The organism is Ottowia thiooxydans (genome assembly GCF_040548795.1).
GTDB classification, from domain to species: domain Bacteria; phylum Pseudomonadota; class Gammaproteobacteria; order Burkholderiales; family Burkholderiaceae_C; genus Ottowia; species Ottowia thiooxydans_A.
Window position 1 is genome coordinate 221,427 of sequence record NZ_JBEPSH010000008.1, and the last position, 26,438, is coordinate 247,864.

Annotated in this window: 23 protein-coding genes and 2 tRNA genes; 14 read left to right on the plus strand and 11 right to left on the minus strand. The window is 60.3% G+C overall.

Annotation, left to right across the window (positions count from 1 at the left end):
• The first annotated feature begins 4 nt into the window (after positions 1 to 4).
• Complete coding sequence (locus ABIE13_RS20355; protein WP_354446812.1) at positions 5 to 829, plus strand: SDR family oxidoreductase; 825 nt, start codon at positions 5 to 7, stop codon at positions 827 to 829.
• Positions 830 to 1,273: 444 nt separating this feature from the next.
• A complete protein-coding gene (locus ABIE13_RS20360; protein ID WP_354446813.1) occupies positions 1,274 to 3,400 on the plus strand; it encodes a tripartite tricarboxylate transporter substrate-binding protein in 2,127 nt (708 codons plus the stop codon).
• 166 nt (positions 3,401 to 3,566) lie between these two features.
• On the opposite strand, the gene ABIE13_RS20365 is transcribed toward ABIE13_RS20360, so the two are convergent.
• A tRNA-Leu gene (locus ABIE13_RS20365) sits at positions 3,567 to 3,651 on the minus strand.
• A 38-nt stretch (positions 3,652 to 3,689) separates the two neighbouring features.
• Between ABIE13_RS20365 and cysM the strand changes: the two genes are divergently transcribed.
• Genes cysM through ABIE13_RS20380 form a run of 3 tightly spaced genes read left to right on the plus strand, consistent with a single transcriptional unit; the run spans position 3,690 to position 5,434 of the window.
• On the plus strand, positions 3,690 to 4,592 hold the full coding sequence (cysM, locus tag ABIE13_RS20370; protein WP_354446815.1) for a cysteine synthase CysM: 903 nt from the start codon (positions 3,690 to 3,692) through the stop codon (positions 4,590 to 4,592).
• A 45-nt stretch (positions 4,593 to 4,637) separates the two neighbouring features.
• Positions 4,638 to 5,201 carry an NUDIX hydrolase gene (locus tag ABIE13_RS20375; RefSeq protein ID WP_354446816.1) on the plus strand — a complete coding sequence of 188 codons (564 nt, stop codon included), beginning with the start codon at positions 4,638 to 4,640 and terminating at the stop codon, positions 5,199 to 5,201.
• Positions 5,202 to 5,206: 5 nt separating this feature from the next.
• Complete coding sequence (locus ABIE13_RS20380; RefSeq protein ID WP_354446817.1) at positions 5,207 to 5,434, plus strand: sulfurtransferase TusA family protein; 228 nt, start codon at positions 5,207 to 5,209, stop codon at positions 5,432 to 5,434.
• A gap of 47 nt (positions 5,435 to 5,481) precedes the next feature.
• Here the strand turns inward: ABIE13_RS20380 and galU are convergent, their stop codons facing one another.
• Together galU and ABIE13_RS20390 are read right to left on the minus strand one after the other, a co-directional pair.
• The gene (galU, locus tag ABIE13_RS20385) at positions 5,482 to 6,369 is read right to left on the minus strand and encodes a UTP--glucose-1-phosphate uridylyltransferase GalU (RefSeq protein ID WP_354446818.1); all 888 of its coding nucleotides are present in this window, start codon (positions 6,367 to 6,369) and stop codon (positions 5,482 to 5,484) included.
• A 46-nt stretch (positions 6,370 to 6,415) separates the two neighbouring features.
• Entirely contained in the window at positions 6,416 to 9,265 is a 2,850-nt protein-coding gene (locus ABIE13_RS20390; RefSeq protein ID WP_354446820.1) for a valine--tRNA ligase, read from the minus strand.
• Between the two features lie 275 nt (positions 9,266 to 9,540).
• Between ABIE13_RS20390 and ABIE13_RS20395 the strand changes: the two genes are divergently transcribed.
• The 3 genes from ABIE13_RS20395 (at position 9,541) to ABIE13_RS20405 (ending at position 11,086) form a co-directional block, all read left to right on the plus strand.
• A complete protein-coding gene (locus ABIE13_RS20395; protein ID WP_354446821.1) occupies positions 9,541 to 10,329 on the plus strand; it encodes a tRNA threonylcarbamoyladenosine dehydratase in 789 nt (262 codons plus the stop codon).
• 46 nt (positions 10,330 to 10,375) lie between these two features.
• Positions 10,376 to 10,451 (plus strand) — tRNA-Lys (locus ABIE13_RS20400).
• 215 nt (positions 10,452 to 10,666) lie between these two features.
• The gene (locus tag ABIE13_RS20405; protein ID WP_354446823.1) at positions 10,667 to 11,086 is read left to right on the plus strand and encodes a VOC family protein; all 420 of its coding nucleotides are present in this window, start codon (positions 10,667 to 10,669) and stop codon (positions 11,084 to 11,086) included.
• Between the two features lie 205 nt (positions 11,087 to 11,291).
• Here the strand turns inward: ABIE13_RS20405 and ABIE13_RS20410 are convergent, their stop codons facing one another.
• From ABIE13_RS20410 to ABIE13_RS20420, 3 genes are all read right to left on the minus strand, one after another.
• Entirely contained in the window at positions 11,292 to 12,668 is a 1,377-nt protein-coding gene (locus ABIE13_RS20410) for an APC family permease (protein WP_354446825.1), read from the minus strand.
• On the minus strand, positions 12,665 to 13,621 hold the full coding sequence (locus tag ABIE13_RS20415) for a methyltransferase domain-containing protein (RefSeq protein ID WP_354446827.1): 957 nt from the start codon (positions 13,619 to 13,621) through the stop codon (positions 12,665 to 12,667). The genes ABIE13_RS20410 and ABIE13_RS20415 overlap by 4 nt, the downstream gene beginning before the upstream one ends.
• 188 nt (positions 13,622 to 13,809) lie before the next feature.
• Positions 13,810 to 14,721: an SDR family oxidoreductase gene (locus ABIE13_RS20420; protein ID WP_354446828.1), complete on the minus strand. Its 912-nt coding sequence runs from the start codon at positions 14,719 to 14,721 to the stop codon at positions 13,810 to 13,812.
• A gap of 49 nt (positions 14,722 to 14,770) precedes the next feature.
• Between ABIE13_RS20420 and ABIE13_RS20425 the strand changes: the two genes are divergently transcribed.
• Both ABIE13_RS20425 and proC read left to right on the plus strand, forming a co-directional pair.
• Positions 14,771 to 15,838: a CDP-6-deoxy-delta-3,4-glucoseen reductase gene (locus tag ABIE13_RS20425; protein ID WP_354446829.1), complete on the plus strand. Its 1,068-nt coding sequence runs from the start codon at positions 14,771 to 14,773 to the stop codon at positions 15,836 to 15,838.
• A 46-nt stretch (positions 15,839 to 15,884) separates the two neighbouring features.
• Positions 15,885 to 16,715, plus strand: a complete 831-nt coding sequence (gene proC / locus ABIE13_RS20430) for a pyrroline-5-carboxylate reductase (protein WP_354446831.1) — start codon at positions 15,885 to 15,887, stop codon at positions 16,713 to 16,715.
• Positions 16,716 to 16,889: 174 nt separating this feature from the next.
• Here proC and ubiA read toward each other — a convergent pair whose 3' ends face one another.
• From ubiA to recG, 4 genes are all read right to left on the minus strand, one after another.
• Positions 16,890 to 17,771, minus strand: a complete 882-nt coding sequence (gene ubiA / locus ABIE13_RS20435) for a 4-hydroxybenzoate octaprenyltransferase (RefSeq protein ID WP_354446833.1) — start codon at positions 17,769 to 17,771, stop codon at positions 16,890 to 16,892.
• Positions 17,772 to 17,828: 57 nt separating this feature from the next.
• Positions 17,829 to 18,656: a phosphatase PAP2 family protein gene (locus ABIE13_RS20440; protein ID WP_354446835.1), complete on the minus strand. Its 828-nt coding sequence runs from the start codon at positions 18,654 to 18,656 to the stop codon at positions 17,829 to 17,831.
• Positions 18,653 to 19,642: a LysR substrate-binding domain-containing protein gene (locus ABIE13_RS20445; protein WP_354446837.1), complete on the minus strand. Its 990-nt coding sequence runs from the start codon at positions 19,640 to 19,642 to the stop codon at positions 18,653 to 18,655. The genes ABIE13_RS20440 and ABIE13_RS20445 overlap by 4 nt, the downstream gene beginning before the upstream one ends.
• Before the next feature lie 238 nt (positions 19,643 to 19,880).
• A complete protein-coding gene (gene recG / locus ABIE13_RS20450; RefSeq protein WP_354446839.1) occupies positions 19,881 to 21,974 on the minus strand; it encodes an ATP-dependent DNA helicase RecG in 2,094 nt (697 codons plus the stop codon).
• A gap of 69 nt (positions 21,975 to 22,043) precedes the next feature.
• Between recG and queA the strand changes: the two genes are divergently transcribed.
• Entirely contained in the window at positions 22,044 to 23,084 is a 1,041-nt protein-coding gene (queA, locus tag ABIE13_RS20455) for a tRNA preQ1(34) S-adenosylmethionine ribosyltransferase-isomerase QueA (protein ID WP_354446841.1), read from the plus strand.
• 111 nt (positions 23,085 to 23,195) lie between these two features.
• On the plus strand, positions 23,196 to 23,336 hold the full coding sequence (locus ABIE13_RS20460; RefSeq protein ID WP_354446843.1) for a hypothetical protein: 141 nt from the start codon (positions 23,196 to 23,198) through the stop codon (positions 23,334 to 23,336).
• Between the two features lie 82 nt (positions 23,337 to 23,418).
• On the opposite strand, the gene ABIE13_RS20465 is transcribed toward ABIE13_RS20460, so the two are convergent.
• Positions 23,419 to 23,730, minus strand: coding sequence for a non-heme iron oxygenase ferredoxin subunit (locus ABIE13_RS20465; RefSeq protein ID WP_354446845.1), 312 nt, complete (start codon positions 23,728 to 23,730; stop codon positions 23,419 to 23,421).
• A gap of 193 nt (positions 23,731 to 23,923) precedes the next feature.
• On the opposite strand from ABIE13_RS20465, the gene ABIE13_RS20470 reads away from it, so the two are divergent.
• Positions 23,924 to 25,252, plus strand: a complete 1,329-nt coding sequence (locus ABIE13_RS20470) for a methyltransferase domain-containing protein (RefSeq protein WP_354446847.1) — start codon at positions 23,924 to 23,926, stop codon at positions 25,250 to 25,252.
• A 12-nt stretch (positions 25,253 to 25,264) separates the two neighbouring features.
• Positions 25,265 to 26,437 carry a tRNA guanosine(34) transglycosylase Tgt gene (tgt, locus tag ABIE13_RS20475; protein WP_354446849.1) on the plus strand — a complete coding sequence of 391 codons (1,173 nt, stop codon included), beginning with the start codon at positions 25,265 to 25,267 and terminating at the stop codon, positions 26,435 to 26,437.
• Position 26,438: the final 1 nt, after the last annotated feature.

The window sequence follows — 26,438 nt, forward strand, 5'->3', positions numbered from 1 at the left end:
ACAAATGAGCAACTCGCAAACTACCAAGAACGCCGCAGACGGCATCGCCGGAAGGACGGCCATCGTGACCGGCGCTTCCACACTCATCGGCGCTGCTGTGGCCCGCGCGCTGTGTGACGCCGGAGCCAACGTGGTTCTGGCCGACATCGACGTGACCAAAGGCCGTGCGATTGCCGAATCTCTGGGTTCACACGCGATGTTTGTTGAAACCGATCTGGCCGAGGACAGCGCGGTGCAGTATTGCGTGCAGTTGGCTCGGGAGCGATATCAGCGGATCGACTTTCTCGTGAACGTGGCCTGCGCATACATCGACGACGGCTTTGCCTCGACACGTGAACAGTGGCGCAAGACCTTCGACGTCAACGTCGTAGGTTCCTGCGTTTTGCTGCAAGCCGCGCATCCGCACATGGTCGCGGCGGGCGGCGGTGCCGTCGTCAACTTCGGGTCGACCAGCGCCTCAGCGGCTCAAGCCGGACGCTGGCTTTACCCGGCAAGCAAGGCTGCCATCGTGCAGTTGACACGCAGCCAGGCGCTGGATCTGGCCAAAGACAAGATCCGCGTGAATGCCGTATCGCCGGGATGGACCTGGTCGGGTGTGCTAGACGCCGTGTCCGGTGGTGACAAGGCCAAGGTCAATTCGGTTGCCAAGGACTTTCACATGCTGGGTCGTGTCGGCGAACCAGAGGAGGTCGCCAATGCGGTTGTGTTTCTACTCTCCGACAACGCGTCATTTGTGACGGGAGTGAATCTGGCTGTTGATGGCGGGTACTCGGCGCTGGGGCCAGAGCAAGGGTTGTCGGCCATTGCGGCCATAGTGGCAAATACGTGAACCACGTTTAATCTGAAGATCGCACTGTCGGTGAGCCAGAGGCATTCGCCCAGCCACTGAATGGTGGCGGCGGCCGTGAGCACAGTGCCTTCCAGGCAGCACGCGGTACGCCGTTCGCCGCCCTCCTCCGGGTCTTGCCAGCCCGCGGCGGTCAATTTTGGAGCCGACTTCGCTTGCAATGCGTTTCACACAGGCTCGGCCATGACTGGACCTTAGAGTTGTGGCACGATTTGGCCGCGAAACCGCCACTTCCAACAGCTTGTCAGCCCCACTGACCTTCAGAAATCATGCCAACAGAGCCATCGCCATCGACGCCTGATTCCGGCGACTGCCTCGACTGGATGTGCCTCAGTCTGCCCGCCCCTCAGACGAAGTACCGTCTCATGGGTATGCAGGCGCGCCGCCCCAGTCACGCGCGCTCGCGCGGGCAGAGGTGATCAACCGATGAAGCGCCTGCATGTCCTCACAGCCCTGCTGTGGTTCGGCATCGTCTTTGGTTCGGTCAACGCAGCGCCGCCAAGTTACCAGGAACTGCATGCCGATCCGGGACGTGCCCTGCCGATGCAGCCGACTTGGCAATTGCAACCGGTGGATGCACGAGCTCGGCCGTGGGGTGACATCTTCGCGTTCACCATCGGCATCGCCCCCAACCTGATTGAGCGGTTGCGCTGGCTGAGCTTGAATCCAGGCAAAGAAAGTGAGCTTGCCCCCGCGTTGTTCGACGCTCTCGAAGGGCGTACGCTTTTCCTTTCGCCGACAGCGCGCAGCTTCTGCGACGGCCGCTGGCAGGTCGTGCGGCAGGAATACCTCTCCCTCAATCCAGCACTCCAGCCGTTGCTCAAAGTGTGGCTGGTGGAGCGAAAGCCTGGGGGCGGACTACGGACCACCACGGCCCACGGGCGCATTGATGCGCAAGGCCAGTGGGCCGTTCCGCCCGTGACCTGCGATGGCAAGGACACGAACTCCATTGACTCCGCCGCGGCTCTCTCTTACCTCATGCCGGAGGAATCCAGGCAGGTGACTTCCGATCTGCATGTGGACACGGTGTACGCACAGCCCGGGATGCGCGATGCACGGGACCAGTGGCTTCCCCCTGTACCGCCACGGGACATCACCACTACGCAGTGGATGGACTACAAGAAGCAAATCGTGACACCGGGCTCCTCTGGTTCAGGCGTGATCGATGCACGAGGGAAAATGGTGATCCCGTTCATCTTCGGCAATCTGCCCGACGTGACCGCCCAGAGGCGCATTCAGTTGTGCACTTCCGTCGGGCTGGATGTCCAGCGCCACGCCGGCACACCACGCGTATGTCGCTGGCAACGACTGAGCGGCAAGCATGGTGGCGGCGCACTGCGGCCAGCCAAGGACGAAAAAACCGGCCGATGGGGATACCAGAACGCAAAGGGCCAATGGATGATTGCGCCGCAGTTTTACGAGGCACGCCGGTTCCGCCACGGCTACGCTGTCGTTTCAGGCGCATTCCCAGAGGACTGGCGCCCGCCGGGGTGGCAAGACCACTGGCCAATGATTCGAAAATTCCACCGCATGGGCCGCTATTGGGTGGCCGAAGCCCTGGTGCGCAACGCGTCCACTGACGGACAGTGGGCCATTCGAATCGGCCTGATGAACGATGCAGGCCAATGGCTTACCCCTGTGCTGCAGCCTGCACTGCACATCACCGTGCCGTTTGCACCCAGTGGGCGCAGCAGCCACTATGCCCAGATGTTGGCCTCGCACTTGCCCAACTTGCTGGGACGCAACGTGCAGGTCGATAACTTGCCGTCAGCCACCGAGGCAGACTATCGCCGGCTGACGACGGAAGGCGGCAGCTCGAAGGTCTTGCTCGCAGCAATGACGCTGCCGCGCGGAGGCATCAAGGGCGTGCACAAGGGCCCTCAGATCGACGCGCTATTGCAATCCCTTCTCCCGGTCACGCTGCTCGCGTCGCAGCCTTTGGTCCTGGTCGCCGACAGCACGAAGGCCGACACCCTGGGCATTCACAGCACGGATGACCTGCTTGCCTACGCACGGGCCCACCCTGGAAGCCTGCGCATCGGCACGGGCGACGACGGCTGGCCGGGCCACCTCGCCTTCGCTCAGTTCCGCGCACTGAGCGGCATCGACGTACAGCGCGTGGTCTTCAAGGGCATGTACCCCGATTCGGGCGTCATTACCAAAGAGCATGCAGTGGACCTGCTGTTCGCGCCCGTGAATGCTGTGGCGGTCGCAGTGCGGCGCGGCCAGTTGCGTGTGCTGGGCACCACCGCCGACCAGACGCACCCCCAACACTTCGACGGCACCACATGGCCAACGCTGGCTGCCAGTACATCGTTGGCCGGCTTCGTCGCCTACGACCGCTTCAGCCTCTGGGCGCCCGCGAACTCGGATGCCGCGTCCAATCGCATATTGCAGGAAGCCGTGGCCCAGGTGCTTGCCAAGCCCGAGGTGCGCAAGCACTTGCAAGACCTTGGGGCCGTCGGCGGAGGCGGCTCACCAGACAGCTTGCTGGAACTGGAAAAAGAAGAGCACGAACGTTGGATGCGCGCACTTTCACCATCGGTGCCTTGATGGCGCTGCATCCAGGTGTGTGAAGAGTCTCGGTGAGACCAGCGCCGCAGCGCAGTAATGCAGTAATGCAGTAATGCACCTGGACAATGATTCTGAGAAGTCCCCCGGTGTTTGGGGTTGGACTTCGAAATTGCCTGATGTTTTGATAACAAAAGGCAAATTTAGATGGTGCCCGGGGCCGGAATCGAACCGGCACACCTTTCGGTGGGGGATTTTGAGTCCCCTGCGTCTACCAATTTCACCACCCGGGCAGGAAGATGACAGTCCAAAATTATGGCACAGTATCAGCATGAACTATCCAACAATTGAAGACGCCGTTGGCAAAACACCGCTGGTTCAGCTGCAACGTATTGGCGCGCAAGACAATTTGGCTCGCGAAAATGTTGTTTTGGCGAAGCTCGAAGGCAACAATCCGGCCGGCTCCGTGAAGGATCGACCGGCTTTATCGATGATTCGGCGTGCGCAAGAGCGCGGTGAGATCAAGCCAGGCGACACTTTGATCGAGGCGACTTCAGGCAATACCGGCATTGCCTTGGCGATGGCCGCAGCCATCAAGGGCTACCGCATGGTGCTGATCATGCCGGAAGATTTGTCGATTGAGCGCGCACAGACCATGAAGGCGTTTGGCGCGGAGCTGATCCTTACGCCGCGCTCTGGTGGCATGGAATACGCACGCGACTTGGCTGACAAGATGGTGGGACAAGGCAAGGGCGTGGTGCTCGACCAATTCGCGAATGCGGACAACCCGCGCATCCACTACGAAACCACAGGCCCTGAACTGTGGGAGCAGACTGCTGGCCGCATTACGCATTTCGTCAGCGCCATGGGGACCACGGGCACCATCACCGGCGTGGCCCGTTTCCTGAAAGAGAAGAATCCGTCAGTGCAAATCATTGGCGCCCAACCGGCAGAAGGCTCTCGCATTCCTGGCATCCGCAAATGGCCTCAGGAATACCTGCCCAGAATTTACGACGCCACACTGGTGGATGAAGAGGTTCTCGTCACGCAGGACGATGCGGAGGAAATGGCCAGGCGCCTGGCGCGGGAAGAAGGTATCTTTGGTGGCATTTCCTCAGGCGGTGCTGCCTGGGTCGCTCAGCAAATTGCTGCTCGCGAGAAAAATGCAACCGTGGTGTTTGTGGTGTGCGACCGCGGTGACCGTTACCTGTCGACCGGCGTTTTTCCTGCTTAAGAACAGACGCTTGCGCCTGCCCATCAACTGCCTGGTACCCTTCGTATGGCTCATTGGAATTACTGCCCTCAGTGTGCAACGCCGCTGGCGATGATCACCCTCGAGGAAGACGGCGGCCCTCAGGAACGCCTGCGCTGCCCTGCTTGCGACTTCACTCATTGGAACAATCCAACGCCCGTGCTGGCGGCCATCGTGGAAATCAATGGCAAGGTGCTTTTGGCACGCAATGCCAGCTGGCCGCACAAGATGTATGCCTTGATCACCGGCTTCATGGAGGCAGGCGAATCCCCCGAAGAGGGCATTGCTCGCGAAGTCAAGGAAGAGACCAACCTGGATGTCCGCGCTTGCAAGCTGGTGGGTGCCTATGAGTTCCTGCGGATGAACCAGATCATCATTGCGTATCACGTCGTGGCTGAAGGTGAAGTTCGCCTGTCCCCTGAATTGGCAGACTATCGGCTCTACGACCTGGCGGATTTGAAATGCTGGCCAGCGGGCACCGGATATGCCTTGGCAGATTGGCTGCGTACGCGAGGGCACGAGCCCGTATTTTTCACCGCTGAGGAAAACGCCGAGCGCCGGCGCGGCTTTGGCGAAGCCACGAACAATTAGTACCCATGGACATCGACAAGGAAGTAGACGCTCGTGGCTTGAACTGCCCGCTACCTATTCTCAAGGCGAAGAAGGCATTGTCTGAAATGCAAAGCGGCCAACTTTTGAAGGTGGTCTGCACCGACCCCGGATCGGTGCGAGATTTTCAGGCGTTCGCCAAGCAGACAGGCAATGAATTGGTCGAGCAGCAGACAGCGGACGGTGAACTTATCCACGTCCTGAAGCGGCGTTAAACCCCCAGGCCGCAACCTCCGCGCTACGGCCTGGGTGCCTCAAGACTTCAAAGTTCGAGCGACTTAAGATACTGGCGGAACTCAGCACCCATCTGAGGGTGCTGCAAAGCCAGCTCGACCGTGGCTTGCAGGAATCCATCCTTGCTGCCGCAGTCATAGCGCTTACCGCTGTATTCGTAGGCGTAGACGCGTTCTTTGGCCATCAGATTGGCGATGGCATCCGTGAGCTGAATCTCTCCACCCGCGCCTGGCCGCAGGTTCCGGATTTCGTCGAAGATGCGCGGCGTCAGGATGTAGCGCCCAGCGACGCCCATGCGCGATGGCGCGTCCGCTGGTGCGGGCTTCTCAACAATCTGCTCAATGCTGATCAGACGCTCTCCCGCTGCCTGACCTGCCACGATGCCATAACGGCGCACCTGATCCTCAGGAACCTCCTGCACGGCCAGCACTGAGCGGCCCAGCGCGCCGAACGCTTCCACCATCTGTGTCAGCACAGCGGAGCCTCCAGGTGGCCCCACCATCAAATCGTCGGCCAGCAAAACGGCGAACGGTTGGTCGCCAACGATGTGCGCTGCGCACAACACCGCATGCCCCAGACCGAGCGATCTGGGCTGACGGACGTAAGTGCAATCCATGTCGTCAGGCTGCACAGCACGCACGGCAGAGAGCAGCTCGGTTTTGCCTGCGGCGTCGAGTTCTGCCTCCAGTTCATAGGCCGTGTCGAAATGGTCTTCAATGGCACGTTTGCTTCGCCCGGTTACAAACACCATGTGCCGCACGCCGGCGGCATAAGCCTCCTCCACCGCATACTGGATCAACGGTTTGTCGACGATAGGGAGCATTTCTTTCGGACTGGCCTTGGTGGCGGGCAGAAAGCGCGTGCCCAATCCCGCAACGGGAAAGACGGCGGTGGTGACTCGGCTGGGGTTTGACATGTTTATATGAAAAGAAGAGGCGTTGATGTGAGACCAAGCGTGGTGTTCAACCAAGCCGCGCAAGTTGACTGCGGTTTTTCTCGAGCGCAGCATTGAAATCAGCGAGGCGCTTTTTCTCTTGTTCGATCACCGCAGGCGGCGCCTTGGCGACGAAGGCCTCATTGCCTAGTTTTCCATTGGCCTTGGCAATTTCGCCCTCAAGACGAGCGACTTCCTTGCCGATGCGCACCTTTTCCGCAGCAATGTCCACCTCTACGAAGAGCGCCATGCGGGCCTCACCCACCACCGCGACAGGTGCCGCCTGAGCTGCGGCTTGCCAGGCGCTTTCTTCATCGAACACCTTCACTTCACTCAGTTTGGCCAGCGCCTGGAGCACGGCCGCGTTGGCACGCATGAACTGGGTGTCCCCCAGCACGAAGAGCGGCATGCGCTGAGCGGGCGAGACGCCCATCTCGCCACGCAGGTTGCGGCAGGCTTCGACCACGCGTTTGAGTTGAGCTACCGAATCTTCGGCGGCCTGGTCGGTGTTTTCGGCCTGTGCCAGGGGATACGGTGCGACTGTGATGGATTCACCGGTCTTGCCGGCAACGGGAGCCACCGCTTGCCACAGTGCTTCTGTCACGAACGGGATGATGGGGTGAGCCAGGCGCAAAATGGCTTCCAGCACCCGCACCAGGGTGGCGCGGGTTGCTCGCTGCTGCTCGGCGCTGCCCGTCTGGATCTGCACCTTGGCGATTTCAAGATACCAATCGCAGAACTCGTTCCACACGAAATCATAGATTGTGTTGGCGACGTTATCCAGCCGGTAGTCGGCAAAGGCCTTGGCGACCTCAGTCTCGACCTTTTGCAAAAGGCTGACGATCCATTTGTCCGCCGCTGAGCGGTGAGTGGCTATATCTTGCGAAGGTGTGCAGTCATGGCCCTCGCAATTCATCAGAACGAAGCGGCTGGCATTCCACAGCTTGTTGCAGAAATTCCGGTAGCCTTCACAGCGCTTGCTGTCGAAGTTGACGGTACGCCCCAGCGTCGCCATGGCGGCGAAGGTAAAACGCAAGGCGTCAGCACCATAGGCGGGAATTCCGTCTGGGAATTCTTTCTTGGTGTTCTCGCGCACCTTGGGCGCAGTTTCAGGCTTGCGAAGACCGGTGGCGCGCTTTTGCAGCAGGGGCTCCAGGGCAATGCCGTCGATCAGATCAACCGGGTCCAGCACATTGCCTTCGGACTTGCTCATCTTCTTGCCGTGGGCATCCAGCACCAGGCCATGAATGTAGACATCACGGAACGGAACCTGGCCCGTGAAATGCGTGGTCATCATGATCATCCGGGCGACCCAGAAAAAGATGATGTCGTGGCCCGTGACCAGAACACTGCTGGGCAGATAGAGGCTGAGGTCTTCTGTTTTTTCAGGCCAGCCGAGCGAGGAGAACGGCACCAGGGCGGAGGAGTACCAGGTGTCGAGCACGTCCTCGTCCCGGGTCAATGGGCCGCTATAGCCGGCTTGCGTGGCTTTGGCACGAGCCTCTTCTTCGCTGCGTGCCACGAAGATGCTGCCGTTGTCGCCATACCAGGCAGGGATCTGATGGCCCCACCACAACTGGCGGCTGATGCACCAATCCTGGATGTTGTTCATCCACTGGTTGTAGGTGTTGACCCATTGCTCCGGAACGAAGCGGACCTGGCCCGACTGAACGGCATCTATCGCCTTCTGCGCGATGCTTTTGCCGGTCTCGTCTGGCTTGCTCATGGCCACGAACCATTGGTCGGTGAGCATGGGTTCGATGACCTGGCCGGTACGTGCGCAGCGCGGAACCATCAAGCGGTGCTTCTTGGTTTCAACCAGAAGGCCAAGTTCCTGCAGATCCGCCACGATGGCCTTGCGGGCGACGAAACGGTTCAGGCCGCGGTACTTCTCCGGCGCGCTGTCGTTGATGTTGGCGTCCAGCGTCAGGACCTCAATCATGGGCAAGGCATGGCGCTGCCCCACGGCGTAGTCGTTCGCGTCGTGTGCAGGCGTGACCTTGACGACACCGGTGCCGAACTCCTTGTCCACATAGTCGTCCGCGATGACCGGAATCTCCCGGCCCACCAGCGGCAACTTGACGTGGCTGCCAATCAGGTGCCTATAGCGCTCATCTTCCGGATGGACCATGACGGCGACGTCACCCAGCATGGTTTCCGGCCGCGTCGTGGCCACCACCAGTTGACCGCTGCCATCTGACAGCGGATAAGCGATGTGCCACAGAAAGCCGTCTTCCTCTTCGCTTTCCACTTCAAGATCGCTCACAGCGGTCTTGAGTTCTGGATCCCAGTTCACCAGGCGCTTGCCGCGGTAGATCAGGCCTTGGTCGTGCAGCTGCACGAAGGTCTCCGTGACGACCCTGCTCAGCTTGTCGTCCATGGTGAAGTATTCGCGGCTCCAGTCAACGCTGGCGCCCATGCGGCGCATCTGCTGCGTGATGGTGTCGCCCGAACGCTGCTTCCATTCCCACACGCGGGCCACGAAGTTCTTGCGCCCCAGATCATGGCGGCTTTGCTTTTGCTCCTGCAGCTGACGTTCCACGACAATCTGCGTGGCAATGCCAGCATGGTCGGTACCCGGAACCCAGAGCGTGTTGAACCCCTTCATCCGGTGGTAGCGCGTGAGGCTGTCCATGATGGTCTGGTTGAACGCGTGCCCCATGTGCAGCGTGCCCGTCACATTGGGTGGCGGCAGCTGCACGGCAAAATTCTCTCCCCTGGCGGCGGCTTCAGCGTTGGCGACGCCAGTCCCGCGGAAACCCGCGCGACCCAAGCCGCGCTGCTCCCAGAGGGGACCCCAGCTCGACTCGACGGCGGCTGGATCGAAAGATTTGGACAGGGCTGCAAGGCCCGGCTGCGAGAGCTGTTGATCAGACATGGTGGCGGGCGGGGTAACCGCTAATGACATGGCCCGCACTACCAAGAAAGATGGGGCGCGGGCCTGGAAAGAACGATTTTAGCCTCGCGGGGTATTCAGCGAGCGTCGCCCTGCTGACGCCCCTGCCCCCTGCATGCCCTCCTCTGCATTCCTGCCTACTGTATGAAGAGGGCTAGAGCCATGCCGCGGTGCCATGGAACCGATTGTTCTGACCTGAAAGCGCGCTCAAACCCCCTTGGACCCACGCATTTCACCAGCATCCCTAAAATCTCGCCATGCTTTCACCTGCGGACAACGTCACCGACACCTCACCCGACCTGGAGCGCCGCTTTGGCGGGCTCAGCCGTCTTTACGGACCAGAAGGCGCGGAGCGGATCCGAGCTGCGCATGTGGCCGTGGTGGGCATTGGCGGCGTGGGATCCTGGGCCGCCGAGGCATTGGCGCGCAGTGGGGTCGGCCAGATCACCCTGATTGACATGGACCATATCTCTGAGTCCAACGTCAACCGTCAGATTCATGCAGTGACTTCTACGCTGGGCCAGGCCAAGGTGGAAGCCATGCGCGAACGTATAGTGCAGATCCACCCCGGGTGCGTGGTTCATACGGTCGATGACTTTGTGCAGCCGGCCAATTGGCCGCAGGTCCTCCCAGCTTCAGTGGACGCCGTCATTGATGCGTGCGATCAAGTCTCTGCCAAGGTTGCGATGGCGGCCTGGGCGCGCCGCGAGCGCCGTCACTTCATCAGCGTCGGTGCAGCGGGCGGCAAGGTACGCGCCGATCTGGTCGAAGTAGCTGATATCGCCGACGCCACGCACGACCCGTTGCTGGCGCAAGTGCGCTATCGACTGCGGAGAGAACACGGCGCACCTGGCGCAGGCCGCCGCATTGGCGTGGAATGTATATTCAGCAGAGAGAGCGTGGCCCAGCCCCCTGCCGCTTGCGAAACCGAAGCTTCGGACGGAACCCTTAACTGCCATGGCTATGGTTCTACCGTGGCGGTCACTGCCACCTTCGGTTTTTGCGCTGTTGGATATCTTTTGAACAGAATTTCGAAAAAGGGCTAAAAACGAGATATACTGCGAGGCTTCCCGGCAAACAGGGAAAACGAGTGGGACGTTAGCTCAGCTGGTAGAGCAGCGGACTTTTAATCCGTTGGTCACAAGTTCGAATCTTGTACGTCCTACCACTCAATTTGAAACCGCGCTACTCACAAGGTAGCGCGGTTTTTCTTTTGAGAAGTTCGCCCAAACCATAACCACAGCCATGTGGTTGTATCGGCGCAGCTCGGCCAACGCATGAGCGCAGCGCCCCTGTAGTCAGCCTAGCTCCGAGACATTGTCCAAGTTGCCGTGCGCAAGTACCATACACCGCAAGGCCACTCAATGCGAAGCGGATAAAGACATGCATCCCAGAATCACCGTGCTGACCTTAGGGGTCGATGACCTGGAGAAATCTGTCGAGTTCTATCGAGACGGACTCGGCCTTCCCACCCAAGGCATCATCGGCACGGAATTTGAAAATGGCGCTGTTGCGTTCTTTGATTTGCAGAACGGGCTGAAGCTTGCCCTTTGGCCCAGGCGAAGTATTGCAGCAGACACAGGCCTGCCGCTGCGTACTGGGGGATCCCTTGAGCTGACCCTAGGACACAACGTATCTTCAAAGGAAGAAGTCCTGGCCCTTATGAAGCAGGCCGAACAAGCGGGTGCTCGTATCGTCAAACCCGCGGCTGACACTTTCTACGGGGGTTTCGCGGGTTATTTCATGGACCCGGACGCTCACCTTTGGGAGGTGGTTTTCAATCCTGAGTTGCTGCCCACGTAGGTGGGGACTGCGAACCATTCAATCGCCGCCTGCCCTCACCGGTTGGTCGGCCCCGCCCCAGCTTCCCCCATGAATGACAAGGCGTTAAGCGGCGAACCCGCTCGGGTTGTGCCTTAAGTCAGCAGGCGCGCCGGCATCAGTCTCCCAGAGGGAGGGGATGCCTAAGTCTGCATGTGGCGACGGTGCGAGCGCAGACTTAAGCGCCTCAAGGAGATGTCACAGCATCCCTGGCTGGCCTGCGCTCCAATATCCACAGCAGCACGCCACCCACCACCAGAACACCCACGCCTGCCAATGCGCCTGCCTTGACGTAGGCCAGTGAAGACCAGAGCATGTACAGGCATACGGAGGCGAAAAACAGTGGGAGCACGGGGTACAAAGGGACTTTGAATGGCCGCGGTGTCTGGGGTTCGCGTACGCGCAGGACGATGAGGGCAATCGAGCTGAGGAAGAAGAATGTCCAGAACACCGGGGCGGTGTAATCCACCATGACCTGAAAGCCGCCACGCAAGCTGCCACCAAAAACCACCAGCACCAAAGCGAAGGCTGACTGCGCATACAAGGCAGCGGCAGGTACGCCGCGCTCCGGGTGCCAGCGACCCAGAGCATGTAGCGCCGGCCAATCTCTACCTACGGCGAAGTTGGTGCGTGAACCGACGATCATGGTGGCATTGATGGAGGTGAGCGCAGCCACTGCCACAGCGATGGAAATCATGGTCTCGCCGGTGCGGCCGAAGGCCACTCTGAGCAGGTCTGCCGCGACGGCTTCGCTCTTGGCCATGCCCTGGATGCCAAGGCCGTACAGGTAGGCCAGATTCACAGCCAGGTACAACACGGTGATCAGCGCGAGGCTGATACCCAGCGCGTGCAGCATGCTGCGGCGCGAACCGCGCAGTTCTGCACTGAGATAGGCCGCTTCATTCCAGCCGCCGTAAGTCAACAGCACAAACACCATCGCCAGCCCGAGCATGGACATGGGCGTGCCAGAGGCTGCAGCTTCTGCAACCACGGGCGCAGGCGGAGGTGAGGCGCCAGCGCCCAGCCACAACCACAGTCCGGCCACCACAATCAGCACCAGCCCCAATACCTCTGCCAGCGTGAGCCAGCTTTGCGTGCTGGCGCTGGCGTGAATGCCACGTGCATTGATCCAGGTCAGCGCCAAAACAGCCAGAGCGCCCCAGATGGCGGAGCTGTAACTGCCCAGCGAAAGCAAGGCCGTCATGTAGTCGCCAAAAACAAAGGCGAGCAACGCGATAGAACCGGTGGTAATGACGGAAAAGCGTGCCCAGGCGAAGAGAAATGACACGCGGCGACCATAAGCGCGGTGCAGAAAATGATAATCACCCCCCGCATGCGGCCAGGCTGCAGCCAGCTCCGCATAGCAGAGTGCGCCGATGAATGAAATGAGGCCACCCGCCACCCATGCAGCCAGCATCCACCCCGGAGATCCGGTGAACTGAGCGACCAATGAAGGAGCTTTGAAGATGCCTGCACCGATGACGATGCCGACAATGATGGCTACAGCTTCGCGCAGCCCCAAGGTAGGCTGCGGCTGTGATTTCTCGTTGGCGGACGACGTCATTCGGCCGACAACGATTCAGCCTCGTTTTCAGGGGCCGGTCCGGACCCACCGATGGCAGGAGCCGCGCCTACCCTGCGCGCGCTGAACGCCGCCTGCTTGCCGTCTTGAAAGACTGAGCCTGTGATGCGATCACCTGCGACCTGTCCCTCAAAGCGGCGCAGGTGGCCGTCTTCGTCCGTAAAGGAAAAGTGGACCTTCTCGCCGGCCACGCGCTGATTGCGTACTGCGGTGCTGAAGTCTTTGAAGACCACATCGCCCGTGAAGTTCTGGAAGGTCTGGTTCAGCGTCATTCTCACGTTCGCCGGCCCCGCTTGCTCCGGGAAGGTGAGCTCCCACTCGCCACCGACATTGGCAGGGACCAGCCACAGATGGACCGACGCGGAGCCTACGCGCGAAGTTTCGTCCGGTATCCAGCGGCCCATGCGGAATTCATGGGAGACCACTCTTGTTCCAGGCTTCAGGGCCAGGATTCGGTGCCGCAACTTCAGGTTCAAGTGCGGGAGCAGATACATGGTGATGACTGTGGCGCGGGAGAAGTCGGATTCGAAGATATCCGCCTTTTCAAACTGGGCACGTTGATCGACCCCAGCCGCTTTGGCTCTGCGATTGGACAGTTCCACCAGATCAGGGTTGTATTCGATTCCCTTGCCTTGTGCCTTGAATTCGCGTGCGGCAGCGATCACGATCTTTCCGTCACCCGAGCCGAGGTCAATCACGTAGTCCTGCGGGGTAGTGGCTGCCAGACGCAACATGCGCGTGACCAAGGTGTCGGGAGAAGGGATCCAGATGACGTCTTTGCCGAACTGACCGCGAGTGGGCTCGTAGGCGCCACCAGGTGTTGCAGGCTTTTGAGCGAACAGCGCCGAAGATGCGAGCAGTCCACTGGCTGCTACGGCCCCTGTTCGAGCGAGGAAGGAGCGGCGTGGCAGGAAGGGGAAATCGGTGAAGGTCAAAAAATTCTCCGCAAAAAATTGGCCGAAACCGGTGGGTTTTCACTGCACGCACAAAACCTGAACGTCCATGCCCGCAGCAACAAAGACTATTGAGAGGATAAGAGCCATAGACCTTCCAACCGCAATACCCAACTGGTTCTTAGGCCTTTCTAACATGAGGGGTTTTCGCTGTCATTGATCGTTTGCACTTATTCGATCAGTCCCTGGCGGACCGTTGGATACGAAAGCCGCAGCCGAAGTTCATGTTTCATGCGCTGGTTATCCAGACGGCGGGATTCGCGCATGAAGGAGAGGCGCATAGGAGAGAGGCTCTGGGCGGCCTGCGCCAAAGTGGTGCGGGGCGGTCGTGGAAGACCGTATAGGTCGGCAGCGAGGTCCATGTAGTCGCCCATCTTGAGATCGCTGTCGTCGCTGACGTTGATCACCCGTTGTGGGTGACCGCGCCAGAGTGCCAACATGCACGCGCGCGCCAGATCATCGGCATGAATGTGGTTGGTGAACACGTCTTCGTCTGCCATAAGTACCGGGGTGCTGCTGAGCAAGCGCTCCCGGGGCGTGCCGCCTTCGCGGTCTGGGGCATAAATGCCGGGAATTCTCAGAATGCTCGCGCACACCCCGGCACGGCCCAGTTGACGCACATGCAACTCTGCATCTACCCGGCGCCAGGCTCTTGCTGTTTCAGGATGGGTGGCCCGCGTCTCGTTCAACCATTCGCCGTCGCAGTTGCCGTAAACCCCGCTGGTAGAGCCATAGACCATGGCCGCTGGCAACTGGCGTCGGCGCAACGCCCAGGCGAGCGACTGCGTACGGGGGTCCTTCACACCTTGACCTGGCGGAGGAGCAAGATGGAGCACCCTGGAAGCCAGCCCCGCCAGCCGTGCCAGAGTGCGCGGCTTGTCCAGATTTCCGATCAAAGGAACGATGCCGGCGGCGCGAAGCACAGGCACCCGCTGGTGGTTGGAGGTCAATGCCATGACTCTCGTCCGTGGGCCAAGAAGCTTGGCGGCACGCATGCCCACGTCGCCACAGCCAATGATCAATACCCGTTGGCGCCGGAAGCGGGCAGGCAGTGCTCCGAGGGGATTCAGGTTTGAAGGCAAAATCAGCCAATCTGGAATGCAATAAGAACCCCCAAGGATACTCACCCCCATGACCTATCAAATCACTGTGGAGCCCAGCGGCCGCAGCTTCGAAGCAGAGCCCGGTGAAGCCATGTTGGCCGCCGGCATTCGTCAAGGCATTGGTTTGCCTTATGGCTGCAAGGATGGCGCCTGCGGATCTTGCAAGTGCAAGAAGTTGTCTGGCACCGTCGCCCATGGCCCTCACCAGGAAAAGGCATTGAGCGCGGAAGAAGAAGCTCAGGGCTACGTGCTGACCTGCTGCGGTGTAGCGCAAAGCGATGTGGTGCTCGAATCGCGCCAGGTCACCCATGCGGGCGCCTTTCCTATCCGCAAGATGCCCGCCCGAGTGGCTTCACTGGAGAGAAAGTCCCACGACGTGATGTCTGTCAGGTTGCAACTGCCTGCGAATGACGTGATGCAGTACCACGCGGGCCAATACATTGAATTTCTGTTGCGCGACGGAGCACGCCGCAGCTACAGCATGGCCAATGCCCCTCATCTGCTTATTCAGCCACCGGTGGCAGGAGGTGCGGGCGCCCCCATCGTGGAGCTGCACATTCGCCACATGCCCGGAGGCAAGTTCACAGACCACGTGTTCAGCGCGATGAAGGAAAAGGAAATCCTGCGCGTTGAAGGCCCTTATGGCAGCTTCCATCTGCGGGATGACTCACCGAAGCCCATGGTTCTTTTGGCTTCGGGCACTGGTTTTGCGCCGATCAAGGCCATCATTGAACACATGAAATTCATGGGTATTACGCGGGAGGCCACGCTTTACTGGGGTGGCCGCAGGCCGCAAGACCTGTATATGGACGCGTGGATCAAGGAGCAGTTGGCGGAGATGCCTCACCTGCACTATGTGCCGGTGGTGTCAGACGCCTTGGCCGAAGACGCCTGGACCGGGCGCACGGGTTTCGTTCACAGGGCTGTACTTGAAGATTTTCCTGACCTGTCTGCCCACCAGGTGTATGCCTGTGGCGCACCCATTGTGGTCGATTCAGCCCGGCATGAATACGTAGCCCAGGCAGGACTGCCTGAGGAAGAATTCTTTGCTGATTCCTTTACCAGCGAGGCCGACAAAGCGCATACACCTGTTTGAGTTTCAGCCCCCGTTTTTTTCTCCTGCTCACGCATTGACTTTCATCATGACTTCTACCGAACCTTCCCGCGATCTCATTGCCTTTATTGGCGGCGGCAATATGGCGAACGCCATCATCGGCGGCTTGATCCGCCAAGGCGTGGAGCCTGAACAGATCCGGGTGGTGGAGCCTTTTGAAGCCACGCGTACAGCATTGATTGCACAGCACGGCGTGCAGGTGCAAGCGTCGGCGGGTGATTTCATTGCGGGCGCTGCACTCATTGTCTGGGCAGTGAAGCCGCAGGTTTTCATGGAGGCTGCAGGGCCGGTGCGGGACATTGCAGGAAATGCCTTGCATCTAAGCATCATGGCGGGCATTCGATCCGACAGTATTGCGGCCGCCTGCGGCAGCCGCCGGATTGTGCGCTGCATGCCCAACACGCCGGCTTTGATTGGTCGCGGCATGACGGCGCTCTTTGCGCCTGCTGAACTCTCAGATAGCGATCGGGTGAAAGCCGAGCAAGTGATTCGGACCACGGGCGACGCGCTGTGGGTGAAAAATGAAAAGCAGCTCGACGCGGTGACGGCGCTCTCAGGGTCCGGGCCGGCGTATGTCTTTTACTTTTTGGAGGCGATGCAGCAGGCCGGAGAGAAGATGGGTCTCAGTGCCAGCCAGGCACGTCAGTTGGCGGTGGGGACCTTTGACGGAGCCAGTGCGCTGGCGGCGGCATCGCCAGACCCGCTGGGCGTTCTGCGTGAGCGCGTGACCAGCAAGGGCGGCACGACTTATGCGGCGTTGACTTCGATGGAGGACAGCGGCGTCAAGGAAGCCTTCATGAAGGCCATGATGGCAGCGGAAAAGCGGGCTGTGGAGTTGGGGGATGAGTTTGGGCGGTAAGGCCTGGGTTAGATGGGTAGCGTGGGTTTGAAGTGACGCCGCTTGCCCTCACCGGTTGGCCGGCCCCGTCCCACCCTCTCCCGCAGGCGGGAGAGATAGCAAATTCAGGAGGCCGCGGAGCTAGCTCTGCCAGGCCACCGGCTGCGTCACCCGTGGGGCAAGGGGCGCAGCGCCTCAGTAGGAAAGAAGCAATCCCGCGAACAGGGTAAAGCCTAGCCAATGGTTGAGACGAAAAGCCTTGAAGCAGCCTTCTCGTGTGCGGTTCTTGATCAAGGAATGGTGCCAGACCACCTGCGCCAACGCCACCGCAAAAGCCAAGAGCAACAGGGGGCCGGGCACATGCTGCCAACTGACAGCAAGCCAGATCGCCAGATAGATGAGGTAGAAGCCCGTGATCGCCAACACGTCGAACCGGCCCAGAGTGATGGCTGAGGTTTTCATGCCGATACGCAGGTCGTCGTCTCTGTCAACCATGGCGTACTCTGTGTCATAGGCCAAGACCCAGAACAAATTGCCAATCAACAGTATCCAGGCCTCCAGTGGAATGCTGGCTTGCACGGCTGCATACGCCATAGGGATGCCAAAGCTGAAAGCCACGCCCAGCACCGCCTGTGGCATGGATACGTAACGCTTGGCATAAGGGTAGATCACGGTGACGGCGAGCGCTGGGAAGGCCCATGCGATGGTGTGTGCATTGGTGGTGAGCACCAGACAGAACGCCAGGAAGGCCAGTACAGCTCCAAGGCCAAGCGCCTCCTTCACGCTGACCAGGCCGCTGGTGACAGGGCGCGCGGCGGTCCTTTTGACGTGGCGGTCAAAATCCCGGTCGGCGACGTCATTGATGCAGCAGCCGGCCGAGCGCATCAGGATGGTACCCAGCGTGAATACGATCACGAGATGCCATCCTGGAAAACCTCCGTGGGCCAGCCAAAGCGCGCTAAGCGAGGGCCACAGCAACAACAGCCAGCCGGCAGGCCGGTTCCATCGAATCAGGTCGAGGTACAGGGAAAGTCGGCTGCGGACGGCTGGGGCAAGGTCTTTGGAAGAGGAAGTCATTCTGAAATACGTAAGCCAGCGCTTCGGCGCCTTTAACTGGGCATTGTCGCGCACCACTCACCAGCGGCGCGCGTGCTCCATCACTGCAATCGTCAACACGAGAGAGCAAGCACCCAGCAATAGGCCACCGAATACATCGGTCATGTAATGCGCTTGCAAGATCACCCGGCTCACGGCGATGCCGATGATCAGGAGGCCGCCAAGCAAAGCCCACCAGGCGCGGCGAGACGGTGGTGCCCAATCCTGCAGCAGCCACACCAGCAGACCCAGCACCATGACTGCGCCAGCTGCATGGCCACTGGGAAAGCTCAATCCGGCAAAGGCGGCTTCGGTCGACTCCGGGGGCCGAGCCCGGCCGATGAAAGCCTTGAGTACACGGACAGTCAAACCGTTGGCCGCGCAAGCTGTGATCCAGGCCAAAGCCAGAAAGCCCTGGCGCCGCCGCAACAGCAAAAGCGCCACCAGTCCGACCAGCAGCACCAATGCGCCCCCGCGCCCGATTTCGGTCAGCAACGCCGCTAGCCCATGGACACCGGGGACGCTAAGGCCCTTGGCCCACTGCTGAGCTGTATCGTCCCACCGACGCAAAAATTGCCCCAGGGCGGAGTGCGTGCCTAGGGTGACGCTCCACGCCAGCAGGCCAAAGAGAAACGAGAGGGTGAAGAGCAGCGGCGCTGCAACTGCCCAAGGCAGACGAGGAAGCGGTGCCTCGGGCGCTGGAACACCAAGCCGTCCTCGTAATTCGGCCCGCCGCCAGCGCCGCGCCAGGCCCCAAGCCGCCAACAACAGCAATCCGGCCAACATCCATGGCGCGTAGGGGTCAAACACAGACGCGGCTTGGGTCGCAGTGGGATCGGGCGCGATCGATTCGGTCGGGACGCTCATGACAGCCGCTGAACCCCTGGGAGTTCGCAGGCATAAACCGCATTGCGCAGCGCCGCAATGGCTTCGTACCGAGTGAAGCTGCGCCGCCATGCCAGCACCACTCTGCGCATGGGAGGGCCACCGGGACCTTTGTCCTCAATGGGGAGATACCGTACAAATTCGTCACTTCGAGGCGCATGGGCTGCGGCTCCCGGCTTCTCTGCTTGCTGCTGAGCGGCCAGCGCCTCTGCAGGGACTGACAGGCGCGGCACCAGGGTCACACCCATGCCTGCGGCCACCATGTGCTTGATGGTCTCCAAAGATGAGCCTTCGAAGCTTTTGCGAATCCCTTCAGCGTCGCTGGAAAACCGCGCAAACTCGGGGCAGACCTGCAGTACGTGGTCTCGAAAGCAATGGCCGTTGCCCAGCAGCAGCATGGTTTCATTCTTGAGCTGCTCGGTCGTGACCGTGCGCCCCTGCGCCAGGGGATGGCTCGCAGGAACCGCGGCCATGAAGGGTTCGTCGTAGAGCGGAGCGATGGCCAGGCCGGTGTCAGGAAACGGCTCTGCGAGGATGGCGCAATCTATTTCTCCGGTGCGCAGCATTTCAAGCAGGCGCACGGTGAAGTTCTCCTGCAGCATGAGGGGCATCTGCGGTGTATGCCTGATGATCTGGCGTACGAGATCAGGCAGTAGATAGGGGCCAATGGTGTAGATCACACCCAATGTGAGGGGCCCGCTCAAGGGGCTTTTACCGCGCTTGGCAATTTCCTTGATCTCCGCGGCTTGCTCCAGCACGCTCTGCGCCTGGCGCACAATTTCTTCGCCCAATGGGGTGACGCTCACTTCTCCGGCACTGCGCTCGAAGAGCTTGAGTTCCAGCTCATCCTCAAGCTTCTTGATGGCCACAGATAGTGTAGGTTGTGACACGAAACAGGCCTCGGCAGCTTTGCCGAAATGCTTCTCGCGGGCCACGGCCACAATATATTTCAGTTCGGTCAGTGTCATCTCAACCCACCTGTCCTCTTGAACACGCGTAGGCCGTGGCCACGATCTCCCTACGGGGTCGATCCCCACTGCGTGGGTCCCCTCGCCCTTCCCTTCGAAAGATCACGGCCACAATATATTTCAGTTCGGTCAGTGTCATCTCAACCCACCTGTCCTCTTGAACACGCGTAGGCCGTGGCCACGATCTCCCCAGGGGATCGATCCGGACGACGTAGAGCACGTTTCAATGGTTTCATGATCAGGCCTTCAGGTACTCTGCTTTTCCGCCCAGCCATCTTTCGATATGAAGACGGGCCAGGTTGGGGTAGCGGGTCAGCATAAGCGGTGCTGCTTGCTGGGCCCACGCCAATAGATCCGCATCTTCCGTCAAATCGGCAAACCTCAGCAAGGCCGCACCGGACTGACGTGCCCCCATGAACTCACCAGGGCCGCGTATATCCAGATCCCGTCGTGCAATCTCAAAACCATCGCTGGTCTCCACCATGGCCTTCAAACGGGCGCGCGCGGACTCACTCAACCTGCCACCCTCGGGGGCCTCATAAAGCAATATACAGGCGGACGCAGCGCTGCCGCGTCCGACTCGTCCACGCAGCTGGTGCAGTTGGCTGAGGCCAAAACGCTCTGCATGCTCGATCACCATCAAGCTGGCGTTGGGCACGTCCACACCAACCTCGATCACGGTGGTGGACACCAGGACCAAAGTCTCACCAGAAGTAAATTTCGCCATCACCTGCTTTTTATCTGCGGTAGGCATCCGAGAGTGCAGCAGGCCTATCGCGACGCCGGGCAGCGCTGCGGCGAGTTCATCGTGGGTTTCAGTCGCGTTGCGCAAGTCCAGCGCCTCGCTCTCCTCAATCAGCGGACAAACCCAGTACACCTGCCTACCTTGCGTGATCTGCGAACGGATGCGCTCGATGACTTCATCGCGGCGGTGAGCCGCCACGAGCTTGGTCACCACAGGCGTTCGGCCTGGCGGAAGCTCGTCCAGGGTGGAAACGTCCAGATCTGCGTAATAGCTCATGGCAAGCGTCCGCGGGATGGGCGTGGCGCTCATCATGAGCAGGTGAGGTTCTCTGGCTTCACCCCCAGAACCTGCCGTCTTCTTGCGCAAGTCGAGCCGCTGCTGAACGCCAAACCGGTGCTGCTCATCTATGACCGCAAGCCCCAGCTTGAAGAAACTCACTTGTTCCTGAATCACCGCATGGGTGCCGACAATCAACGCCGCCTCACCGCTGGCAATCAGCGCCAGCATTTCTCCGCGCGCTTTTTTCTTCTGGCTGCCGGTGAGCCAGGCCACCCTTTGGCCACGCTCTTGCAACAGGGGGGACAACCATTCGGCCAGCTTGGCAAAGTGCTGCTCCGCCAGGATTTCTGTGGGCGCCATCAATGCGCACTGCCAACCAGCGTCGATGGCGATGGCCGCCGCGAGCGCGGCCACCACGGTCTTGCCGCTACCGACATCACCCTGCAGAAGGCGGTGCATGGGTTGCACATGGGACAAGTCACGCGCAATTTCTTCGCCTACCCGGCGCTGCGCCCCTGTCAGACCGAAAGGCAGGACAGACAACAGCTTCTCATGCAACCCTCCCCTGGCTGCCACCAAGGGCGGGGCCCGCAAGTGCTCGCGCTCTCGCCGGGCCTCAAACTGAGAAAGTTGCTGCGCCAGCAACTCTTCCGCTTTCAGGCGGTGCCAGGCAGGATGAGTACGGTCCTCCAGCTGCGACAGGGATACGTCGGGGGTAGGCAAATGCAGGAATGTCAGGGCGTCGCGCAAGCCCCATGACGCCAGTTGATTGACCTGGTCCAGGCAAGGCTGCGCTATGGTCTCGGACAGATCAGCCCTGGCCAATCCGGCCAGCACCGCTTTGCGCAGGTAGGCCTGGGGCAAGGCCGCTACGGTGGAATAAACCGGCGTCAGGGATGCGGGCAAATCTCCTCCGGCAGCCCGAACCACCGGATGCATCATGGTCCACCCAGTCAGCCCACCACGCACCTCTCCCCGTACCCGCAGACGAGCGCCCACGGCCATCTGCTTTTGCTGAGAGGGATAGAAATTGAAAAACCGCAGCACGCATTGGTCGCTGCCGTCGAACAGAGTCACCAGCAATTGGCGGCGCGGACGGAAGCTGACCTCAGAATGCGTGACTTCAGCCTCAACCTGCACCAGATCTCCATGGCGCGCATCACGCAGCCGCACGATCCGCGTCTCGTCTTCGTAGCGCAGGGGCAGATGAAGCGCCAGATCGATATCGCGCACAAGTCCGAGCTTGCGCAGCGCCTTTTGGGGTGCGCTGAGTTTGGGGGGGGCTAAAGGCTGGGCCGAAGTGGGCATGGGACAATTCTGCCGCGTTGGCAAATGCACGGGCAACGCCATTGCAACACGAACCACACTTTCTTTTTCATGCGCAGCTATTCCACGAGCGATTTCGACTTCGCTCTGCCCCCCGAACTCATCGCCCAATACCCCGCTGCAGACCGCAGCGGTTCTCGCTTGCTCGACGGAAGCGGCCCGGTCCCCAGGGACCGCCAGTTTCTGGATCTGCCTTCGCTGCTCCGCGAAGGCGACCTGATGATTTTCAACGACACCCAGGTGGTCAAAGCGCGCCTTTTCGGCGAAAAGGCCACCGGCGGCAAACTGGAACTTCTGATTGAGCGTGTGCTGGGCGGTCAGGATGTCGCCGCTCATATGAAAGTCAGCAAAAAGCCACGCGTGGGAGATACCCTGCACTTGCCTGGCAACACGCAAGCCGTGCTGCTGGGCCGGTGGCCGGATGCAGATGGGCCGTTGTTTCATCTGCGACTGTCTACCGAACCCTATGCACTCATGGCCGCGCATGGCCATGTGCCCCTTCCGCCCTACATCACCCATACAGACACCGCAGACGATGTCTCGCGCTACCAGACCGTCTTTGCGAGCAAACCCGGCGCCGTTGCGGCCCCCACGGCCGCCCTGCACTTTGACGAGGGCATTCTGGCGCAGCTTGAAGCGCGTGGCGTGCGCCGCGCATTCGTGACCTTGCATGTGGGTGCTGGCACGTTCCAGCCGGTAAAGACCGAGAACATCGCCGATCACGTGATGCACCGGGAGCGCTACGAGGTCCCGGAGGCTACCCAACACGCCATCGCAGAATGCAGAGCCCGTGGCGGCCGGATCGTCGCGGTGGGAACCACCAGCGTGCGCACCCTGGAATCCTGGGCGCAAAGCTCAGAAGCCCGGGGCGACACAGGCATATTCATCACGCCAGGTTTTCGCTTTCAGGTCGTGGACGCCATGGTCACAAATTTTCACTTGCCGCGCAGCACGCTGATGATGATGATCAGTGCTTTTGCAGGATATGAGCACGTCATGGCCTTGTACGCTCACGCTGTACGCGAGAAATACCGCTTCTTCAGCTATGGCGACGCCATGTGGCTGGAACGGCGAGAGGCCGAAGACGTTTAAGCCGCCTCAAAAGACGCTGAAAACCAGGCGAGATGGGCCTCTCGGGGCCACGTTGTCGCTTACGATACTCACCATTGGGAATCAGCCCGCAACCCTTACAGGAGAAACCTCATGGCCAAAGGCATACAACACGACAAAATGGTGAAAAAGCCCAAGAAGGACACCTCAGTTCCCAAGCCGTCGGGCGGTTCCGACCGCCCAGTGGCCCCCGTCACCACGGTGCCATTGCGCGGCAAACTGAAGAATAAATAGAGCCTGACGGGCTCCGCGAGCCGACTCCGCGTTTTTGCATCCCGCGTCCCGCGCCCATTTACACAGGGTTCGGCTCTTCAGGTCAAAGCGCCAGAAACACCCGACCGCCTTCTATCCGGACAGGGTAGATCTTGATGGGCGCGATACACGGGGGCTCCGTCGGCTGGCCGGTGCGGATATCGAAGCGCCCCTGGTGATGGGGGCATTCGACTTCATAGCCTTGCAAGTAACCTTCGCTCAGCTGAGCGATGCCGTGGGAACAGGCGTTACTGGTGGCAAATATTTCTCCACTTTCGGTTTTGTAGACCGCAATATCCCGTCCTTGCGGCGCGACAGCCAGGCTGGAACCTTCGAAAATATCATCTTCTGCGGCGACATCGATCCAGTGGGTCATGGTGGACGCTTTCTCTCTTTAAACTAGTGTCGGGCAGGTCTTGCCTGCGGCATTCTGGCTTATAGCCCATTGCGCCGTGCTTCACTCTGGATGTGATGCACGATAATTGAGGTTTTCACGGATCGCGCGCTTGCGTGGCTGTGTCCGCCCTTTTCCGCTGAACTCTACCGGCCTTCAACGCCCTACGGCGCTCATGAGCAAATACACCATTTCCAATGACGTCCTGACTCAGGAACTGCAGCGCATCGGCTCGCTGATCGCAACCCGTCAACTGCCACAGGCCGCTCAAGCCCTCAACGATGCCCGGAAACGCTTCGGAGCCGATTCACGCATTTTTCTGCTGGCATCACGCCTGGCTGAACAAGCTGGCAACCCAGATGGTGCCCTGCAGGCCGCTCGCCAGGCACTGACAGCAGCGCCTGGCTGGCAAGTGGCCGAGATGGAACTGGCCATGCTGTTGTTACGCCAGGGTAAACCTGCCGATGCGCTGGTCCACGCACGGCGTGGTGTGAGCTTCGCGCCGGATGACCTGAGTGTGGTCAGTCGTGCCGCAGGTATTGCAATCCAGGCCAATGATCTGCCCACCACGGTGGCCTGGCTCCGGAAACTGGTCGAGCTCAAGCCCGACGACTACGACTACCGCTCACTTCTGGCCAAGCAACTGCTCGCCGCGGACGAAGCAGAAGAAGCTATGAACATGTACAACGAACTGGTCCAGGAACAACCCTGGGACACCGAAACCCTGTCTGGCCGAGCCCGCGCCGCGCTGGCCCTCGGCCAGCTTGCTCAGGCCAAGCAGGACGCCGAGGCTCTGGTGCAACTGGAGCCTTCCAATTCATCGCACCAGCATGTGCTGGCCCTCGCGCGCGGAGAGCAACCTACAACGTTGCCAGAAGACGAGATCAAGGCGCGTTTCGATTCCGCTGCGTCAACCTTTGACCAAACCCTCTGGCGCGAACTTCAATACCGGGTGCCGCAGAAAGCCGCAGACATCCTCCTGCAGGCGCACCCAGATCGAAAGTTCAATCTGTTGGACCTTGGTTGTGGAACAGGGCTGGTCGGCCTCTGCGTCGGTCGCATTGATGGCTATATCATTGGTGTGGATCTCTCAGAAGAAATGATCCGCAAGGCTGCCCAGCACGGCGTGTACGAGCGCTTTCACACCGTCAACGTGCTTGACGCGCTGCGCAACACGCCCACGGATCACTACGAGGCCATTACCTGCTGTGACGTGCTGGTGTATGTGGGCGACCTTTCCGAGGTCATCCCCAACGCACTGCGGATTCTCAAGCCAGGCGGCCATTTCATTTTTTCATGCGAATCCGCCTCCGAGGACGAAGAGGACCTGGTTCTGCGCCCCACAAGCCGTTTCGCGCACAAGGCTTCTGCCGTGCGGAAGTGGTGCGAGAGCGCAGGTTTCGAAGACATCCAGATCGAGCTTTTGCCTCAGCTTCGCCTTGAAGCAGGCGAGCCTCTGCCTGGTTTCCTTGTGACGGCACGCAAAAGTCAGTCCGCCCACTAACCGCTGCCATTGATGCTGAGCTTCGAACTGTTAGCGACGGATTCCTCCAGCCATGCCCGCAGGGGTCGGCTGACGCTGAACCATGGTGTGGTGGAGACCCCTATCTTCATGCCAGTAGGTACCTATGGCACGGTCAAAGGGGTCATGCCGCGCAGCTTGCATGAAATGGGCGCCCAGATCATTCTAGGCAACACCTTTCATCTGTGGATGCGGCCGGGGCTCGACGTCATTCAGTCATTTGAAGGCTTGCACGGCTTCGAAAACTGGCAAAAGCCCATCCTCACGGACTCTGGTGGTTTTCAGGTCTGGTCTTTGGGGGAAATGCGCAAGATCAGCGAAGAAGGGGTGAAGTTTGCGTCCCCCGTCAATGGCGACAAGCTGTTTCTCACGCCTGAGATCAGCATGCAGGTCCAGACCACGTTGAACAGTGACATCGTCATGCAGTTTGACGAGTGCACGCCCTACGAAACCAAGGGCAAGATCACCACCGAGCGTGAGGCGCGCACTTCGATGGAGCTTTCACTGCGCTGGGCCAAGCGCTGCCAGGCAGAGTTTGCCCGACTCGAGAATCCGAACGCCTTGTTCGGCATCGTTCAAGGCGGCATGTTCGAGCATCTGCGACAGGAATCACTCGAAGCCCTGGTGGAGATGGATTTTCCTGGCTACGCCATTGGTGGCGTCAGCGTGGGCGAACCCAAGGAGGATATGCAGCGCATCACGGCGCACTCTCCTCACCGGCTGCCTGCCAACAAGCCCCGCTACCTCATGGGTGTAGGCACCCCCGAAGACCTGGTCTACGGCGTGCAACATGGCGTGGACATGTTTGATTGCGTCATGCCTACGCGCAACGCTCGCAACGGCCATTTGTTCACCCGCTTCGGAGACCTCAAGATCCGCAATGCGCGGCACAAGACCGACCATAAGCCGATTGACGAGAGCTGCACCTGCCACGCCTGTGCAGGCAGCTCTGGCGTTTCCTGGCAGGACGGCGGGCGCGAGGGCTTCAGCCGCGCTTACCTCCACCATCTGGAGCGCTGTGGCGAGATGCTGGCGCCCATGCTGGCCACTGTCCACAACCTGCACTACTACCTGCAACTCATGCAGGAAGTGAGAGACGCCTTGGAAGCCAACGCTTTCAGCGAATTCATGGCGCGCTTTCACACCGAGCGTGCGCGCGGCGTGTAGC

What these genes read in the sequence shown, in the direction of transcription:
- ABIE13_RS20395 (WP_354446821.1), top strand. Translation starts at nt 9,541, where the DNA reads ATGCTTTCACCTGCGGACAACGTCACCGACACCTCACCCGACCTGGAG.
- recG (WP_354446839.1), bottom strand. Translation starts at nt 21,974, where the DNA reads ATGCCCACTTCGGCCCAGCCTTTAGCCCCCCCCAAACTCAGCGCACCC.
- proC (WP_354446831.1), top strand. Translation starts at nt 15,885, where the DNA reads ATGACTTCTACCGAACCTTCCCGCGATCTCATTGCCTTTATTGGCGGC.
- ABIE13_RS20465 (WP_354446845.1), bottom strand. Translation starts at nt 23,730, where the DNA reads ATGACCCACTGGATCGATGTCGCCGCAGAAGATGATATTTTCGAAGGT.
- galU (WP_354446818.1), bottom strand. Translation starts at nt 6,369, where the DNA reads ATGTCAAACCCCAGCCGAGTCACCACCGCCGTCTTTCCCGTTGCGGGA.
- ABIE13_RS20425 (WP_354446829.1), top strand. Translation starts at nt 14,771, where the DNA reads ATGACCTATCAAATCACTGTGGAGCCCAGCGGCCGCAGCTTCGAAGCA.
- ABIE13_RS20410 (WP_354446825.1), bottom strand. Translation starts at nt 12,668, where the DNA reads ATGACGTCGTCCGCCAACGAGAAATCACAGCCGCAGCCTACCTTGGGG.
- ABIE13_RS20360 (WP_354446813.1), top strand. Translation starts at nt 1,274, where the DNA reads ATGAAGCGCCTGCATGTCCTCACAGCCCTGCTGTGGTTCGGCATCGTC.
- ABIE13_RS20390 (WP_354446820.1), bottom strand. Translation starts at nt 9,265, where the DNA reads ATGTCTGATCAACAGCTCTCGCAGCCGGGCCTTGCAGCCCTGTCCAAA.
- ABIE13_RS20445 (WP_354446837.1), bottom strand. Translation starts at nt 19,642, where the DNA reads ATGACACTGACCGAACTGAAATATATTGTGGCCGTGGCCCGCGAGAAG.
- ABIE13_RS20380 (WP_354446817.1), top strand. Translation starts at nt 5,207, where the DNA reads ATGGACATCGACAAGGAAGTAGACGCTCGTGGCTTGAACTGCCCGCTA.
- tgt (WP_354446849.1), top strand. Translation starts at nt 25,265, where the DNA reads ATGCTGAGCTTCGAACTGTTAGCGACGGATTCCTCCAGCCATGCCCGC.
- ABIE13_RS20470 (WP_354446847.1), top strand. Translation starts at nt 23,924, where the DNA reads ATGAGCAAATACACCATTTCCAATGACGTCCTGACTCAGGAACTGCAG.
- ABIE13_RS20375 (WP_354446816.1), top strand. Translation starts at nt 4,638, where the DNA reads ATGGCTCATTGGAATTACTGCCCTCAGTGTGCAACGCCGCTGGCGATG.
- ABIE13_RS20355 (WP_354446812.1), top strand. Translation starts at nt 5, where the DNA reads ATGAGCAACTCGCAAACTACCAAGAACGCCGCAGACGGCATCGCCGGA.
- ABIE13_RS20460 (WP_354446843.1), top strand. Translation starts at nt 23,196, where the DNA reads ATGGCCAAAGGCATACAACACGACAAAATGGTGAAAAAGCCCAAGAAG.
- ABIE13_RS20440 (WP_354446835.1), bottom strand. Translation starts at nt 18,656, where the DNA reads ATGAGCGTCCCGACCGAATCGATCGCGCCCGATCCCACTGCGACCCAA.
- ubiA (WP_354446833.1), bottom strand. Translation starts at nt 17,771, where the DNA reads ATGACTTCCTCTTCCAAAGACCTTGCCCCAGCCGTCCGCAGCCGACTT.
- ABIE13_RS20405 (WP_354446823.1), top strand. Translation starts at nt 10,667, where the DNA reads ATGCATCCCAGAATCACCGTGCTGACCTTAGGGGTCGATGACCTGGAG.
- queA (WP_354446841.1), top strand. Translation starts at nt 22,044, where the DNA reads ATGCGCAGCTATTCCACGAGCGATTTCGACTTCGCTCTGCCCCCCGAA.
- cysM (WP_354446815.1), top strand. Translation starts at nt 3,690, where the DNA reads ATGAACTATCCAACAATTGAAGACGCCGTTGGCAAAACACCGCTGGTT.